Source organism: Bartonella sp. AA23NXGY (assembly GCF_042197165.1).
Taxonomy (GTDB): Bacteria; Pseudomonadota; Alphaproteobacteria; order Rhizobiales; family Rhizobiaceae; genus Bartonella.
The window spans coordinates 14,225-32,662 of the sequence record NZ_JBHIRO010000015.1 but is presented as its reverse complement, the minus strand read 5'-3'; the positions used below and the strand labels follow the sequence as shown (position 1 = coordinate 32,662).

The 18,438-nt window shown below is 36.4% G+C and carries 7 protein-coding genes, 1 rRNA gene and 1 pseudogene; 6 read left to right on the top strand and 3 right to left on the bottom strand.

Annotation, left to right across the window (positions count from 1 at the left end):
• Nucleotides 1-1,028 precede the first annotated feature (1,028 nt).
• Nucleotides 1,029-1,520: pseudogene (locus ACFINY_RS07755) on the bottom strand (integrase arm-type DNA-binding domain-containing protein); the annotation flags it as partial.
• Nucleotides 1,521-3,876: 2,356 nt separating this feature from the next.
• Between ACFINY_RS07755 and ACFINY_RS07750 the strand changes: the two are divergent.
• The 6 genes from ACFINY_RS07750 (at nt 3,877) to rrf (ending at nt 16,327) form a co-directional block, all read left to right on the top strand.
• On the top strand, nt 3,877-6,399 hold the full coding sequence (locus tag ACFINY_RS07750) for an autotransporter outer membrane beta-barrel domain-containing protein (protein ID WP_375700963.1): 2,523 nt from the start codon (nt 3,877-3,879) through the stop codon (nt 6,397-6,399).
• A 629-nt stretch (nt 6,400-7,028) separates the two neighbouring features.
• The gene (locus ACFINY_RS07745) at nt 7,029-9,377 is read left to right on the top strand and encodes an autotransporter outer membrane beta-barrel domain-containing protein (RefSeq protein WP_375612206.1); all 2,349 of its coding nucleotides are present in this window, start codon (nt 7,029-7,031) and stop codon (nt 9,375-9,377) included.
• A gap of 140 nt (nt 9,378-9,517) precedes the next feature.
• Nucleotides 9,518-11,584, top strand: a complete 2,067-nt coding sequence (locus ACFINY_RS07740; protein ID WP_375612205.1) for an autotransporter outer membrane beta-barrel domain-containing protein — start codon at nt 9,518-9,520, stop codon at nt 11,582-11,584.
• A gap of 135 nt (nt 11,585-11,719) precedes the next feature.
• Nucleotides 11,720-14,857, top strand: coding sequence for an autotransporter outer membrane beta-barrel domain-containing protein (locus ACFINY_RS07735; protein ID WP_375700962.1), 3,138 nt, complete (start codon nt 11,720-11,722; stop codon nt 14,855-14,857).
• Nucleotides 14,858-15,584: 727 nt separating this feature from the next.
• Nucleotides 15,585-15,929 carry a hypothetical protein gene (locus tag ACFINY_RS07730; protein ID WP_375700961.1) on the top strand — a complete coding sequence of 115 codons (345 nt, stop codon included), beginning with the start codon at nt 15,585-15,587 and terminating at the stop codon, nt 15,927-15,929.
• Nucleotides 15,930-16,212: 283 nt separating this feature from the next.
• Nucleotides 16,213-16,327: ribosomal RNA gene (gene rrf / locus ACFINY_RS07725) — 5S ribosomal RNA — on the top strand.
• 408 nt (nt 16,328-16,735) lie between these two features.
• On the opposite strand, the gene ACFINY_RS07720 is transcribed toward rrf, so the two are convergent.
• Together ACFINY_RS07720 and ACFINY_RS07715 are read right to left on the bottom strand one after the other, a co-directional pair.
• Nucleotides 16,736-17,140 (bottom strand): flagellar protein FlgN, encoded by a 405-nt coding sequence (locus ACFINY_RS07720; protein WP_273790974.1) that lies wholly within the window; start codon nt 17,138-17,140, stop codon nt 16,736-16,738.
• A gap of 170 nt (nt 17,141-17,310) precedes the next feature.
• Nucleotides 17,311-17,517: a hypothetical protein gene (locus ACFINY_RS07715; RefSeq protein WP_375612203.1), complete on the bottom strand. Its 207-nt coding sequence runs from the start codon at nt 17,515-17,517 to the stop codon at nt 17,311-17,313.
• Nucleotides 17,518-18,438 lie beyond the last annotated feature (921 nt).

Sequence of the window (18,438 nt, the reverse complement as noted above, 5' to 3'; positions counted from 1 at the left end):
ACCGTTGCATTACCCCCAGCAGAAAGCGCCTCGGTGTTTAATACGGTCTCCACGCCGTCAACCGTTGTGCGCCCTGCATCTAAACGAATATTCTTCAAAGATCTCATTTTATGTTTCAAACGTTTAAACGTGCATTTAAAGAGCTTTCATAAGCGTATTTGTACTTTTCATTAAAACCTAATTTCTTTAAATATTAGCCGGTCCATTTTGGGGGTGTTATCTTAGAATAGAGCATTCTTTAAACATTGTTGCTTTTAATAAAAAGTGAGAAACCCCATACCTTATGATGTTACAATGGTTTTGAAGTTTGTTTGCTTATCTTTGTCTTAATAGCTGCCCCCAAATTTGGAAAGAGCTCTTTTGGTTTCGTATTTTTAAACTATAACTTTTAAAACGTTTTTAGTACCAAATCTAAAGTAGATAGTTATTCTACTGCCATGGCATTATTTGCCTCCATTTTTTTGTGGAAGCGAATAGTTCCGTTCTTAAAGACTAGCCTGCAATCTATTCATTAAAAGGCTTTTCATTTCATGAGATATAGCGTTTTGAATTTCATGACCTTTATTTCCTACCGCGGTAAAAAATACCGTGGTTATAAAATCGATCTTGTCTTTAAATCCTTTTATGCAATCTTTATAAACTAAACCTATAAGCTTATGACCGTTTCAAACGATTATTCCTTTGAAGGTTTAGCTCAAAAAAGAGCAAAACTCATACCATTTTTTAAACCTATACAATTTATGTTATCGATATTTTCAAACGACTAAATTTTTAAATAATGTGATTTGTGCTGTGATAAAAACGTACCATAAAATTTATGAACTGTTATGAATGATATCTGCTTTTCATTTCATTTGAACGTTTACATGCGTTATAATATTTGCATCATGATTTGCTTTTTACAGTCTATTCATCCATGGCAATCTTATATAAAAAATGGTCAAATGAATCATGCATAAAAAGATGGATTCTTGAGTGGATTCATATAAAATAATTTCACACAACCTATTGACTTTATTGTGTTTTTTAGTATTATATCTTGAATGACCGATGGAAGCGAGGATATTGCGTATTTCTGTTTGTGTAATCTCTGAAATAGGCAGACAGCCTAATTTGAGGAGAATATGGAGTTTTAAAGGTGAAAACCAGTTTCCATCTTTACCATCATTTTTAATTCAGCTTTACGACTTTCAAAAGCATCTAAGGCAATGTCTTTTAAGTAATGGAGATTACGCATTGCCTCACGTTTTCGTTTCTCACGTTCTTTAATGGGATCATGACCATCACGAAGAACAGAGTGCTATTGGGAGGGGTGCCAATTCACGAGCTTGTTTTAAAGAGACATCTCTCAAAGCACCCAAGTCCATTTAGCGACAGCGCCCATGAATGGTATAACGATAAAGCCATTGAGCACCCCCATCTTTACGTTTGTGAAGGAGCAAGCCGGCACCATCATTATATTTTCCAGCTCGTGGGTGTTGCTAAAGCCCTTGGCTCTTGAGACGATTCATAAGAGCCATTTTTAGTCCTTTCTTATACATTTTTTACCCACACGCCAGCCCCGCTTGTGGTGTGCAAGAGAATGGTTTTTCTTGATTTAAGACAAACAGGTTTCAAATGAGAGAATCTTACGTTATTCAGAACTCTAACTCAATGAAATCAACGCTAAATTATCATTATAAATCAGCATATTATACCATTTTATCAAGATAAAAGATAAGGTATTTTTATCTAGAATATGTCACAAAGTATGCTGCCTTTTCGTACATGAAATCGATTTTTTCCTGAAGTGTTTTCTTTTCTACTTAAATACACTTTTCCTCCTCTTCACACGTATTGCGCAGCTATTCATCATCGAATTTGCCCATAAAGCTAAGCAAAGTGTATTTTTAGATAATATAAAGATAATAGCATTAAGAATAAATCTTAAAAAATAGAAGATTTCTTGCTTTTTCACTTATGGAAGTACAACAACTTTACCGTTCAATTATGCTCCTCTTTGAAGGTAGATATGGTGCTAATATGCACCATGGAGCTATCCAAGCAAAGATGATATTAGAAAAATGAAAAGTTAACCACTGCACATTTAAAACAGATAGGAAACCTACAGCCACTCTCATTCATTCCAAAGGATATAGAAAATGAAAAAAAACATATCGGATAAATAATCAATCATAGCTTATAATATAAGAGCATAACAGTGTTTTCATATGGCTACACTCTTCCCTTATGATATCTGGACAGCAAATATCTCTAAAACTTCTATAAAAATACTATTAAAGTTATGCTGTAAAAATGTTAATTGCCTCAACAATCATTTGTCAAAAATTTGCAAAAAATAGTCAGAGAACTAACCGTTTGAACCACAAACATGATTTGTATGCTAATGATTTGATTTTTAACGACTTTTAACATATTGATAATCTTAAAATTAAATCAGACAGCCTCCCCAGTTAGTCCGGATAAGTAGGTATCTAACAAAAACTATTGTTAGGACCGTAGAAGACCGTACCCCATCCTTGTATGAGAAAGTGAACTTCCTTAAAAAACTTTGATATTAATGATACTAAACAGATTGGTATTCATTTTCACCTTAATCCGATAGATTCTGCCGTTAAAGGTGCATTTAGCACAATACACAATTATCTCACAATTTAACTCTCTATATTGATGTAAACTATCAAAAATTTTTTAAAAGACGTGTAGCCGAGACAAGTTTTTCTGATAGAATACGCTACCAATTTTAATATAAAATTATAAAAAAATAAGCATATTAATCCGTTTACTATTAACAAAAAAACGGACTGTATTTTTTTGTTATTTACAATCTATTATAGCAATAAAATAATTTCTTTCTTTACGATGTGTTGTCGCTATCTATAAAGATTTCTTTACACTTCCATTGCTGGTTCTTCTAAACAAACAGTTTTGAGAAAATTAATGCATGAAAAGAAAATCTAACAACAAGCGCTTTATCTTTCACATACAAAACGCTCAAGAAAGCTAGTTTTTTCATTTATAAAATGAAATAACTCAATAAAGTTCTTTTTGTATCAATAAAAGATGTTTTAAATGAAATATTCAAAATATTGATTTATAATGATAATTTAGCGTTATTCCTATTGAATTAAAATCTTGAATATCGTAAATTTCTCTCATTTAAAATCTGTTCCATGTTGAACTAATCAAAATCATTCACTTACACATTACAAGCAGGGCTGGCGTGTGGAGAAAAGTTATATAAGAAAAGCCTGAGAATTCCTCTCATGAACTGTCTCAAGTGCCAAGGGCTTATCACAAATATTGGGAGCTAGCAAAATGTGTGACGGGCTTGCTCTTTTATTAAGCGTAAAGGTATCGGCTTGCTCCTTCGTAAGCGTAAATATGATGGGATTCTATGGCTTTAGCGTTATAGCATTCATGAACACCGTCGCGAAATGGGCTGTGCTTCCTTAGAAAAATGGACTTTGGTACCCTTATCTTTAAAGAAAGCCTGTGAATAGCCCCCTCATCTCTTCTTCTTATAGCAGAAAAAATTTGCTGATCGTTTTGGTGAATGCATCAAATAATACATCTCAACGCTATAGAGCTTTTATAGCGATTATCTTTAATAGACAATTTTTAAATATCATACTTCATAGTGCTTTTAGCATAAGCTTAACCAAGCTAGGTTTTATGAAATCCACTTTTCTCGACTTTTTATGATCATGAAAAAAGTTTTTCTGAAGCAAAACTTCAAATCATAGAGAACACCATCAATATAATTCGTTTTGTTATTTACAATAAAAACATAATGATATAGAAACTGTCTGGGTACTTGCGCCATCAGGGGAATGAAGTAAGCATCAAAGCATACCAAATACTAAAGGCATATCTATGTGTAAGAAATATATTTATAAGAAAAATTTTTTGTTATGTACAATTGCTGGAACTTTGATTTTTTCTCATTTCGGTTCAACTTATGCAAATACATCAGCTCCTGAAACTCCTGGAATTTTGGGAAAGATTGAATTAAATAAGGGAGAAGAAAAGACTTTAAATAATGTTCTTGTCCGCGATAAAGGACCTGGAATATTAGCGCATGATAAAGCAGCTATCACAATTGTAAAATCAACAATACACACGGAAATGTCTGCACTTTCTGTATCAGAAGGTGGACGCATTCATGCTAAAGAAATTAAAGCAAATACAGTATACAAAGGTTTAGAAACAAAGAATGGTATAATCAACGTTGAAGATTCAACCATAACCGTCCAACGAGGAGGTGCCGGTGGTATCGTTTTTTATGAAACAAAAGATTCTTCACTGAAAAGTGGAGAAAAAGTTGTCAATAAGGTTGTTCTTAGCAATACAAAACTTCTTGTGAAAAACGGTACCGGTATTCTTGGTCCCTACTGCTCAAGAGCCGTTGCTGAAGTTCAACTTAAAGACTCAGAAATTCGATCTGACGTATTATTGAGAAATAAAACGAAACGTAAATATTATGACAACGATACTCTTCCTGTAACTTTAGCATTAACCGCTGATAATTCAACAATAGAGGGACGAGCAAGAACTTTAAAAGTCAATACAACGGTTTTGACTCTGAATAACAAAAGCAAATGGTACTTAAAGACCTCTCAAGAGGAAGTCGATACTGACTTTAATGTGTTTAACTATGAGCTCAGTGATATTAAACAACGAGCCCTTTCTACCGTTTCAGTACTGAATCTTAATAATAGTTCTATCATATTTAAGACACCACAAGGGCGGGAAAAAGATCATTATCATACCTTGTATGTAGGGCGAACAGCTGAGGTTCGTAGACCTGAGGGAAGTACAATCCCCGATATAGAAAGCACTTATAATACAGTTTACAATGCCACAGGCGATGCAAAAATTTATTTTAATATTGAATGGAGTGATGGTCTAGTAAAAGAACAGCAAAAAGCTGACCGCCTCCTTATACATGGTGATGTATCAGGCAGCACAACAGTCCATATCAAGAACCTTGCGAAAGGTGAGATATTAAAAGCTGAAGATTCTGTGTCTTCGAATATGCGTGGTCTTTCACTCATTCAAGTTTCTGGAAATGCAAATGAAGATTCCTTCAAACTTGCACACGGCTACACCACAATGGGGGGATTGCCCTATAAATATATACTCAAAGCCTATGGTCCAACATCCAGCCATGGGACAGCCGATAGCACACAAAGTCATTTTAGCGGAATATCACAAGAATCAAAAGAAAATACCCTCAAAGACTACACAATCTACACGATATCAGCATCAGGAACAATGATTGAAGGCGTTTCACCAAAAGAGAAAGAAGCGCAAAATACCGGTTCATCATCCCTTGGACAAGCAAACAACGCACAAAACATCTTGGAAAAAAATCAGAATTTCTGGGATTTTCGCTTGCAAAATGCGACTCTCGATAATGAGGGAAAGATCAGAGCTCTCGTTCCTCAAGTGGCAAGCTATTTGTCCATGCCTAACGCACTATTCTCAGCTGGACTGGCTGATATAAACAATCAAAACACTTTACTCAACTCGATGCAGGAAAACACCTTTGAGACAAAAGATCATAAAAACAAAGGAGTCTTATTCTCGACTTATGGAAATAAGATGACATTATCCTCTCACCGTACGCCATTACAATATGGCTATGGTGCCGATATTCACTATGCAGCTTTACAGGCAGGCATTACATTAGCAGCTCTAGAAGATCAAAACATGACCACCAATTTTGGTCTTTTAGGGACATATGGGAAATTAGCTTTCACCCCTAAAGACATGGAAGGTGCTGACAAGAGTACACTCAATAAATGGTCAATTGCTGCATATAGTGGGCTGCGCCATAATAATGGGATATACATCCATGCGCTCTTCTCCTATGGAATGCTCAAGGGAGATATCACCACAGCTCTCATAGGAAAGACTGCAGAATTGAAAAATGCTGATACATTCAGTGCATCAGCAACCATTGGACAAAAATTCGAAACCAGTAAGAAAGAATTGGTCTTTGAACCACAAGCACAACTTGTTTATCAACGCCTCATGCTTGGCACACTCTCAGATGTCGATGGCTTTGATGTGGATATGGGAAATCCTTATCAATACTTAGTGCGTGTTGGTGGACGCTTAACGCAAACGAAGCTTTCTATTGAAAACGGCGGTATTCTTTCTTTCTATGGTAAATTGAATATTGTTAAAGCTTTTTCTAACAATGGTACGATACAGATTGGTGAACCATTCCACCTTGATTCTATAGGAGCGTCTGTTGAAGGTGGACTTGGTGTAAATGCACAATTATCACAAAATATCGCACTTTATGCTGATGTTAACTATCAATATAAGCTTCAAAAAACTGGTATATCTGGAGCAAGCTTTTCAGGTGGAATACGCTATCAGTTTTAAGAAAAAGCAAAAAACAATTTATATTCTATTCATTTTAATAAAAGGCAGTACAAATGTGCTGCCTTTTTACAATCTATTGGAAAGAAGCGTCAATAAGGATTCTTTCTACCACCTTTCTTGAGCCAATTAATCTCACTCAAACCAAATGTAACAAAATCTGTTATCTCTAAATGAATACTGAATTCTCAAGAGAGCTACCTTTTTGATTTATAAAAATCAAATGCTTTTAATAAATTTTTTTGTATTTTAAAACACGTAATAAATAATTCTCTGTGTAAGAAAATCAATTAAAAGCTTTTTGTAAGCACACAACAACAGCTTCTCCAAAATTTGTAGAGTTTCCATAACAACAGCCTTAAGCAACAAACATCCTTGCAAAATATTTTGTTTCTTAACACTTTTAAACGGAATACTGATCAATCTAGCTTTTCTGCAATTCATAGTTTCTAACTGCAATTTTTATTTTAAAAGCTCTTCTAAAATCATTTTTTTAACGATAAAGAACACGATACAATATTTCGTTTTGTTGTTTACAATAAAAACATAATGATATAGAAGTTGTCTGGGTACTTGCGCCATCAGGGGAATGAAGTAAGCATCAAAGCATACCAAATACTAAAGGCATATCTATGTGTAAGAAATATATTTATAAGAAAAATTTTTTGTTATGTACAATTGCTGGAACTTTGATTTTTTCTCATTTCGGTTCAACTTATGCAAATACATCAGCTCCTACAATGGTTATGGCTCGTGCGGATAAAGCAGGAGAAGAAAAAACCTTTAATAACGTTTTTATCCGCAGCGCATATACAACAGTGGTTGCTGATGACAAAGCCTTTATCACCATTACAAATTCAACAATGCGTTCAGACTCAAATTTATTTACCGCAACAACAGGTGGACGTATTCATGCTAAAAAAACTGTAGGAAAATCAAATTCCCGTGGTTTAGAAATTTCAAACGGCATCATCCATATTGAAGATTCAATCATAAATGTTTCCGGACATCACAAAAGTCGTGGTATCCTTTTTGATTACATCCCAAGTTCCCAAGTAAAAGAGGGCGAAAAAGTTATCAATAAAGCAATTCTTACCAACACAAAACTTCTTGTTGAAAATGGTATTGGTATTCTAGGACCAGATTATGCAAAATCTGTTGCTGAGGTAGAACTTAAAAGTTCAGAAATTCGTTCTGATATATTATTAAAAAATAAAATCCCAGAAAACTCAAAAGATATCGATCCTCGCACTTTTATATTAAGCGCTGACAATTCGATTATAGAAGGACGAGCAAAGACTTTACCTCAAAATACAACGATTTTTACTCTCAACAATAACAGCAAGTGGTCCCTAAAGATTAGTCAATTTGAAGTAGACAAAGAATTTGACAGCTCTAAAGGATACTTGCTCACTGATATTAAACAACGTGCACAGTCTATTGTCTCAGTATTGAACCTTAATAATAGCTCTATTATATTTAATGCGCCGCATAAACTAGCAGACAATCAATATCAAACCTTGCATGTGGGAAAACAGCCAACAGCTGAAGCTGCGAAAGCAGAGCAAAACAGAAGCTCCGATGCAACAACGGTTTACAATGCATTGGGCAACGCAAGGATTTACTTTAATACCGAATGGAGTAATGGTCTTATAAAAGAACAACAAAAAACTGACCGTGTTCTCGTTCATGGTAATGTCTCAGGCACCACAACGATCTATTTCAACAATCTTTCAAAGCGTGCAGAACCATTCGATGATGATGAAGTTTCAATTCCTTTGAATGCGCGTGGTCTCTCACTTGTTCAGGTGTCTGGAAAAGCAGAGGAAGCCGCCTTCACGCTGGCAAATGGCTACACTACAATGGATGGATTGCCCTATAAATATGTATTAAATGGCTATGGACCAACATCTAGCCGTGGGAGAGCTGACAAACAGCAAAGTCTCTTGCAAGAAAGTGAAGAGTTTTGGGATTTCCGTCTACAAAATGCGACTCTTGATGATGAAGGAAAAATCAAAGCTCTTGTTCCTCAAATGGCAAGCTATTTGGTTATGCATAATGCAATATTCTCCTCTGGCTTGGCTGATATAAACAATCAAAATACACTGTTAGATAATATGCACTCAACAGTTTTTGGATTAGAAGGTCATAAACAAAAAGGGATATTTTTATCGACTTATGGCAACAAGATGACGTTATCTTCCAGCCGTAGTCCATTGGAATATGGTTATGGTGCTAATGTTCACTATGCTGCTATACAAGCAGGCATGACATTAACAACGTTAGAAAATCAAAATATAACCGCGAATCTTGGTCTTTTAGGCACATATGGAAAGCTCGCTTTTACGCCAAAGGACATGGAAGGTTCTGACAAAAGCATACTGGATAAATGGTCCTTTACGGCATATGGGAATCTCCACCATGACAATGGTCTCTATGTTAATGCATTTTTCTCTTACGGCATTTTAAACGGACATATTACAACAGCCCTTATCGGCAACACCACAGAATTAAACAATACGGATACATTAAATATATCAGCTACCGTTGGACAAAAACTAGCAACTGGTGTTGAAGGAGTGTCCTTTGAACCACAAGCACAACTTATTTATCAACATATTGCCTTTGGCACTCTTTCAGATATTGATGGCTTCCAAGTTAATATAAAGACCCCTCATCAATGGTTGGTCCGTATTGGAGGGCGTTTAACAAAAACAATACTTCCTATTGAAAAAGATCGTGTTCTTTCTTTTTATGGTAAATTGAATGTCATCAAAGCTTTTGGTGAGAAGCGCGCTATTGATGTTATGGAATCTTTCCATCTCGATTCTATGGGCTCTTCCCTTGAAGGTGGGCTTGGCATTAACGCGCAGCTTTCTAAAAATATCGCACTTCATGCTGACGTTAATTACCAACATAAACTTCAAAAAGCCGGGTTCTCTGGAATTAATTTTTCCGGAGGAATGCGTTATCGCTTTTAGAAATCTTAGCTCTCTATTTTGACGCATAAGCAGCGCTGAGATGAAAACAGTGCTGCTTAACTACATTACAAAAAACCGTAATGTGTCAAAAAGTAGTTCATTTTTAGCAAAACAAAGAAAATATCTTAAGGAACATCTCTATGCATAAGAATCTTTTGTTATGTACAGCCGCTTGTGCTTTATTTTTTTCTTCTTTTAATTTCACATCTACCAGCACCGCCTCTGCTCTAAGCCCCCAGGAACGCCATGCCATTGAAGGGATTATGAAATTACCTGAACAATATCGCCATGCCATTGATTTAATAAACACACCAACACAAGCAGAAAAAAATCTTGAAAAGATCGCCTCTGGCGCCATGATGGAGGATAATTCGCACTTCAATCAAGCACTTCAAGAAGCATTAGATGATTCAGGAACTCAAATTAACAGATATTTCTCAGGGATCGGTCGTTATGCAACTCCTGATCATAGAGAGGAAATGCGGAAAGAAAGAGATTCTATATACGCTCGTGCTATGTCAGAGCAATTTAATCGTGATGCGTACCGCATGATGCAAGCCAGAGCAAAACTTGAACAATTACGTCAGAATCGATTAAAAACAAGAGAAAATTTATTACGTGGCTACGACAAAGCAGTTTCCGATGCCGTAAAGGCGGCAGCAATCCTTGAAGCTGATAACCAACAGCGTGTTAATGCTGCACACCAACAATGGGTAAGCCAAGACAATCGTGATTGGCACAAACTGCAAAATACAGCAGAAATATTACATAAGGCGGCACAAGTGGATACTGCCTTACAAGGACAAAACAAGGAACTTTCCAATACTTTACGCAAAGCAGTATTAGAGACTTTGAACGCGGATGGAATAACCAACGTGGAGAGAAAAGAAAAAACATCCCCTCCTGCATCTGAAAAGAATAAACAACCTCTTATTGACTCCAGTACAAAACAAAGACGCGCTAGTGATAAATTACCACCCGCTCATGTTGCTGCCCAACACAAGGACAATTCATTCACAAGAACAGGTCATGGAATGAGACAGCTTAAAATAAATGAAAATTCGCAATCTGATATTGATCCCCAAACAAACACCACTTCCTCGGAATCAAAAACAACTCTTAATACATCAGCAAAAGCGCATATGAATTTGCTCCCAAAGGTTGAGAATACTGCTACCGCGGCTACAGAGAGCTCCTCTAAACTTACAGATGATGATAAAGCAACCGCAGCTTCTACTTCTCTTGATGGAACAGAAAAAAGCACAACTCTTACACCACAAGGAGAAAGTTCTTTAACCATGCCTATTGCGATGTTTGCTGTTGGGTTTAGTGATGTCAACAATCAAAATATCTTGTTAGACAATATGCAAATAACAATGTTTGAACCCAAAGATCATCCAGAAAGAGGCGTTTTCTTATCATCTTATGGCAATAAAAGCACCTTTTCTTCTAAGGTTCAAGCAAAACAAGATGGTGTTCAAGCAGATATTCACTATGCTGCATTGCAAGCAGGAGCAACACTAATAGCGCTAAAAGATCAAAATATCAGCAGCAACTTTGGTCTTTTCGGAACATATGGGAAATTATCTTTTACTCCTAAAAACAAGGAGAGCTTTCAAAAAAATATGTTTGATAAATGGTCACTCACCGCATATGGAAATATTCAGCATGACAGTGGCATCTATGCAAGTGCCTTTCTCTCTTATGGAATTTTCAAAGAAAATCACGCTACAGCTCTCATCAAACATACCTCAAAAGTGAAGAATAGTAAAACATTAGGAGCCGCTGCAACTGTTGGTCAAAAACTGTCAACCAGTTTGGAAGGTGTAATCCTAGAACCGCAAGCACAACTTGTTTATCAACGTCTCATGCTTGGTTCTTTATCAGATAGGAGCTCTTTCTCAGATGACGATAACTCTAAAATAGACATAAGTAATCCTTATCAATGGCTGCTCCGTATTGGCGGACGTTTAACGCAAAACAAAGGACATGCTGTTTCTTTCTACGGCAAACTGAACATGATCAAAACTTTTAGTAAAAATTTTCAGCTTGCAGCTATGGGATCTTTAATCGAAGGTGGTTTTGGTATTCACACACACTTATCACAAAATATTCAGCTTCATAGTGATCTCAGCTATCAACATAAATTCAAAAAAGCTGGCATCTCTGCAATAAATATTTCCGCTGGAATACGCTATCACTTTTAAAAATACTTGTATTCCTTATCTTGAAATATGAAGAGATCTCATTATGTTTCGTTTTGTCTCTTACAAAAGAGACATAATGAGGTCAAAGTTTTACTTTTTATGAGAGAGGGGGAAATATTTTAGGAATACATCCATATGAAAAAAAGCTTCTTACTATACACAGTTTCCGGAGTTCTGTTTTATTCTTCCAGCGGTTTGTCTTATGCTATTCATAGTACAAATCCATCAACAACGATAGATTCTTCTTCTCTACAACCTGCTCGTGTCAAGTCACAAATAAATCTATCCGGAGTTTTTGATCCGTATAAAGATCCATATGATGGAATCGGGCGAATTATGCCATCATATCCATCTTCAACCCCTAATGGCCTCCTTCCCCCTACAGCACCTAGCTCCACAAGAACGAGCGCAAGCCCTATTTCTACAGGAAGTAAACTTACAACGCCTACTTCTACAAGCACTCTACCTCCCAAAACACAACTTGAAGGAAATTCAGCTGGAAATATAATTTCTTCTTCAAAACAAAACTCTGATCTTAGTCAAGGAAGTACACAAACACCAAAGACTAAAGTTACAGAAGGTGTACAATCTAACCCTACAACACAAAACACTCCTATTATACAATCTTCAACAACAGGAATGGAAGCAAAATCTAGAAGACGTTCAGGGGCGCCCTCCTCTTCTGCAGACTCTTCCAGCGAAAAAACACTATCGAATTCTGCTGTGTCTTCACAGCCAGAACCTACACAACCTTCACCGAATTTACAACCAGCACTTACAAAGTCTGAACCTACAAGAACGGAACCTACAAAACCAACAACAGAGCAAATACCAACATCTAATGAACCAGAACTCGCACAGCCAATATCTTTAAGAGTAGAAACTGAAAAAACAAGATTACTGGTACCACCAAAATCTGCAAAGCCAGCGCCAGTGCAATCTTCATCTGCACAAAAAATATCTGAAAAATCAGAGATTGAAAAACCAATATCACCAATAAAACAACCTGAAAAGTCTACACAAATTGAGGATATAAGCGCTGGAGTTGAAGCTAAAAACGGTAAGACCATAACGCTACATAACAAAAAAATTCAAGACAATGGTTTTGCTGTACATGCAGAGGGAAATAATTCAAAAGTCAACATGATAGGGGGAACAGTTGATGCGCGTTTTGTTGCACTAAGTGTATCAGATGGTGGAGAAATTGATGCTACAGGCATTACTGTAACAGCAGAAACAGCTGGTTTGGTAAACATGGAGGGCACAATCAAACTTAAGGATTCAAGCGTCCATGTCACGGGAAATTATGAAGCAGACGGTATTATTTTCCGCAACAATCCGTATAATGCCCCTAGAAAACGATATACACGCAATGCTGAAAGGAACACCAATGCCGTTCAAGAACAAGATGTAGCCAATATTGCTGATAAAGTAACCCTAGAGAATACAAAGCTTTTCGTTGAACATGGTAGCGGTATCAACCTTTATGGAACAGGCGTAAACGGGAAAGTCAACCTTAAAAATTCAGAAGTTCATGCCGATATTTTATTAAAAAATATCAAGAACGAAAGTGCCTCCACAAACACCATTACATTAGTTGCAGACCACTCTTCTTTAGAAGGTCGGGTAAGAACTTCTAAAGATAATAGAACAGTTTTTGATCTAAAAGAGAGGACGAAATGGCTTGTAAAGGCGAATAAAAATGCCACAAATAATGATAATATTTTAAATGACTATAGACAGTTTGGTGTTGATGAAAAATCATACTCTAATCTTTCTGAATTGCACCTTACAAACAGCGCCATTATGTTTGACAAGCCCATTGAGGGACATTATCAAACTCTGTTTATAGGACCTAATCTTTCGCAAGAAGACGAAACAACTCACACAGCAGCGATTTATAGTACAGCGGGTCTTGCAGAGATTTATGTAAACACTCAATGGGATAAACATTCTCCTATCACGGAACAACAAACTGATCGCATTGTGATTAATGGTGATGTCTCAGGAAGTACTGTTGTTCACATCAATCTCCAAACCGATAGCTCTGCTGTTTGGGAAGAGACGATGGCTTCACTTCCTTTAGGGACACATGGGATTTCAATCATTCAAGTTTCCGGACAAGCAAATGAAAATTCCTTCACGTTAGCAGGAAACTATATGACAATAGGGAAACAACCTTATAAGTATGTACTTACAGGCTATAAACCTGGAACATCTCATGAGAGCCAAAATCTTTTTGGTAAAAACAGTAATTTCTGGGATTTTCGCTTACAGAATGCCTACATTGATAAGGATAAAAAGGTTCGAGCCCTTTTACCACAGGTAGCAAACTATTTAACCATATCTAATACTTTATTTTCTGCTGGATTTACTGATGTAAACAATCAAAACACGTTGTTAGACAATATGCGAACAACAGTATTTGGGGCAAAAGACAATATAAAGAATGGTATCTTTTTCTCTTCCTACGGCGAGAAGGTCACCCTATCTTCCAACCGCGATCCACTGCACTATGGTTATGGTGCTGATGTAAACTATACTGCCTTACAATTAGGGGGCATATTAGCCGCCTTAGAAAGCAAAGACATAAGCGCATATTTTGGTCTTTTAGGAACGTACGGAAAGCTTGCCTTTACGCCAAAAGAGATGCAAGATTCTGAAAAGACAACGCTTGATAAATGGTCACTTACCGCTTATAGCGGCATCCAGCATAGCAATGGTATATATGTCAACGCTCTTCTTTCTTACGGAACCTTAAAAGGAAATATTACCACAGCTCTTGTTGGGAATGCCGCAAAATTGGATGGTACCGAGATGCTTAATATATCTGCAACCATTGGTCAGAAATTAGCAACCGATACAAAAGGGCTTGTCTTTGAACCACAAGCTCAATTCATTTATCAAAATCTCATGTTTGATATTTTCTCAGATACCAATGGCTTAAAAGTAGACATGGGCAATCCACATCAATGGTTGATCCGTTTTGGTGGACGTTTAACAAAAACGATAATGGCTCTTGAAGAAAACAAGGCTGTTTCCTTCTATGGTAAAATGAATGTTATCAGAACTTTTGGCGATGGTAAAACAATAAAAATTGCTGATACCTTTCATGTTGATCCTACCGGCTCCTCAGTTGAGGGAGGCATGGGGGTGAACGCATATCTTTCTCAAAATATCGTACTAAACGCCGATATCAGCTATCGGCAAAAACTGCAAAAAGCCGGTGTATCTGGCACCAATTTGTCTGGCGGAATACGTTATCGTTTCTAAAGCAGAAGTTAATTTTAACTTAAATAAAAAAGCAGCACAAAGTGCTGCTTTTTTATTTAAATTTATATATTTTTTTAAATTCTCAAAAATCATTATCACATCAAAGAAGATTTTGACTTATAATATTTCTTTTGCATATTGAATAAAAAACTAAACACCATAACATTCTCTCATCAAAATACCCCATGCATAAAATTTTATGTCTTATATTATCACCACACCTCAAGCGATGATGTTTTTACAGCACAACAGAATAAGCATTCATGCCGATTTAAAAAAGTCAGCCCCTTCTTCGCTGTGGACACTCTATTTATTTTAGATGATGTGCATTTTATTATATACCTGCTATAAAGACTTAGTATCTGGTATAAATTCTTAAAGGCAAGTTTTTCCTCTAAAATCTCAATGCTACAGCAGCTCCATTATAAGACAAGATATTGATTTATAAAGACAATTAATTGTTTTCCATGTTAAATGAGAATCCAGAATATCGTCAGATTCTTTCATTTTAGACCTGTTCCATGTTGAATCAACAAAAAACATATCTCTTACAAGTGACAAGGGGGAAGAGCCATAGGGATAAAAAACTATTAAGAAAGGATTAAAAATGCCTCTAATGAACTATCTCAAGTGCCAAGGGGCTGTAGCAACATTGGGATCAAACAAAGAATATGACAGTGTTTGAAAAATATAACAATATCAACTTGCTCTTTTATTAAGCATAAAGATGGTCGCGCCCTATAGATTTTATATTATTTCCATGGGAACTTTCTTATTATACCATTCACAAGCACCGTTGCATCAAAGATGTCGTTGCGCCGCCCCACAAACACCATCACGAAATAGACTTGAGAGCTTAGATATCTCTTTAAAACAAGGCCGTGAATTAGGAATAACAAATCCATTCTATTTTGAGTATTTTGTCGTGCATGAAGGACATGCCCGCAGTAAAAAACACAATAAAAAAAAGCGTGAAACAATGCGGAATCTTCATTATTTAACAGATAGTGCTTTAGATACTTTTGAAAGACATAAAGCTAAATTAAAGAACGGCGGAACAGAGGGAAGCTGATTTCTACCTCTTTATTCTTTCCCAATGAGATTGCCTCCCCATTTCAAATATTACGCCAACAAAGATATACGCACTATGTCCACTCAGATCTGGATGCTCTCTCCAATCTGACATACAAAAACTAAAACAACAGAAGGAAATAATAAACCGCTTTAATTTTTATCTCAAGCCTATAGATTTAAACAACGAACCGCGTCATATCATCACACTTTAAAGGACAATATTCCATGAAGCTTATAGCAATATTCATCACATACTCTTCATCATTCATGCTTTTTGCTGACTTGGTGGTTATGGCGGAGTGAACGCACCAGATCCCATCCCGAACTCGGTCGTGAAACACTCCAGCGCTGATAGTACTTTGCCTTAAAGCACGGAAGAGTAAGTCGCCGCCAGATCTGCTAAATGCAAGCAAAAGACTCAATGTATAAACCTTACATTACCACAGCCCCAAGGAAGCTGTTTTTAAGGCATCACAGGCTGGTCTAAATATTCTCTTGATCGCGCCTCTGCCTAAACTAAAAAATGAAGCTCCCTACTGACTTAGTCTGTAAACAATTCTCTGTAAATAATCCGCCTTCTCTGAATTCTCTTCTAGCCAGCTTCTCACCGCATGCGGTTCACATCACGACACCTTAAAAGACATTGTTTTAAGAACAGCGTTTTACAGTACATCAGGATAATAATTTAAATATCCAAATGCACTTAAAACAAGTCTACTCACTAAACGCACTATTTATCCAAATCAACTGCCCTACCTAATCATTGTCATTACTTAGAACAGCCCGTATTAATCAGATTTGAATTTATTCCTCTATTTCTTTTGCACGTCCAGATAGTTGTATAGCTCTAGAAAGATCATTAACTGCATTTAAATGTGTTTGAAGTAATTCACTATTACGCTGTAATTTTTCTTGTAAATCAGACAACAAACTTTCAACCTCATGCTCAATATCTTGATTCATATAGCGCTTCACATCACTCATGGATTTATTAAGATCACGCAAACCACGTATTTTACGCAAATTTATTTCTTCGTAATCTGGAACACCACTACTCTCTAGCATATTGCTTTCATAATCAACAACTTGAGCTAATCCTTTAACAGCAGCAACAAATTTTGTCATCGCCCAATCACGATCAATAAGGTTGTTATCAAGAACTTTTGCTTTTGCCGCAAAACTATCATCACCATATTGCACTACAGACATTTTTACTTCCCCTTCAACACTATTGTTCAATCTTACTTTCAAATGAGGGAGACTAAACAGGTTCTCTTCAATGCTGATACACTCAACCAAGCTCGTGGTGCAAACATTGCTCAAACAACAGCACGACAATCCTTCAAAGCGTATACCACTTCAACTTTCAACGCGTTCTCTCAAATATTTTTCTTGCTTTGCTCCAAAACCATCATTGCGGCTATACTAATCCATAAAAACGCTATAGACTTAAACCTTACAGCAATATCGAAATTTCCATATTTGCTCTGTCTATTTCGCCTTGCCGATTTTATCACGAACTCATCTTCAACAGAAAATAACAATGCTTTCACGAAAACTTCAGCCACAAAAATATCTGCCGACAAAAAACCGCAGCCTATCTTGCAGCATATAAAGACATAAGCCCATTAAAAATTTCAGCATTTTACTGATAGAAGCACTTTACCCTCCATAACCTTATGGCTCTCTCTGCACTTAAACTTGTATACCTCCCATCGCCCCATAAGATGGCGCCCGACAAGATCAGTTTGCACCCATTCAAAAGGACACCCCCTCTCCCATGCTCTTTCTGCACACATGCAGTATTTCGCATAAAACACAAAAAGAATGTTCTTTCGAACAGATCAGCCATACAGCAATATAAAAAAAGACATCTTCAAATAGCTAAACAGCCATCAATCTTCCTTTTTTAAATTATCATTCGCTTTTCTTTGCAATGAACGACTATATAAGATTTTTTGAACCTTTTCAAGAGTTTCTTAGCCAATCAGTTCGATACGTCTTCAATCGCATATTTACGCGCTTGTTTTAAAGAAATATCTCTTAAGTGCACCCAAGCCTATTTCGCACCGCGGCCCATCAATGGTATAATGATAAATCTTCCATGACATGTATAAAATCCATTGAGCACTTTCCATCTTTACGCTTAATAAAAGAAGCAAGCCAGCACCATCACATATTTTTCTAACCCCTTATGTTCTGATACCCTTGGCACTTGAGACGGTTCATAAAGCATGGCCTTTCTTGTACAATTTCTCTGCGCATGGGAGCTCCCTGCTTGTAACTGCAAAAGACATTGTTTTGGTTAATTCACCACGAAACAGATTTGGAATGAAAAAATGTCCAGTATTAAGGGATCTAATTCAAGTTGAATAACGATAGATTATCATCTATAAATCAAAATATTATCCAATGCATAATGCTTAACGCTCCCCCCATTGATATTTTCAGAATTTTCACAGCATCTTCTTACAGATTATTTCATTCCATAACACAGTTTGCTCTTA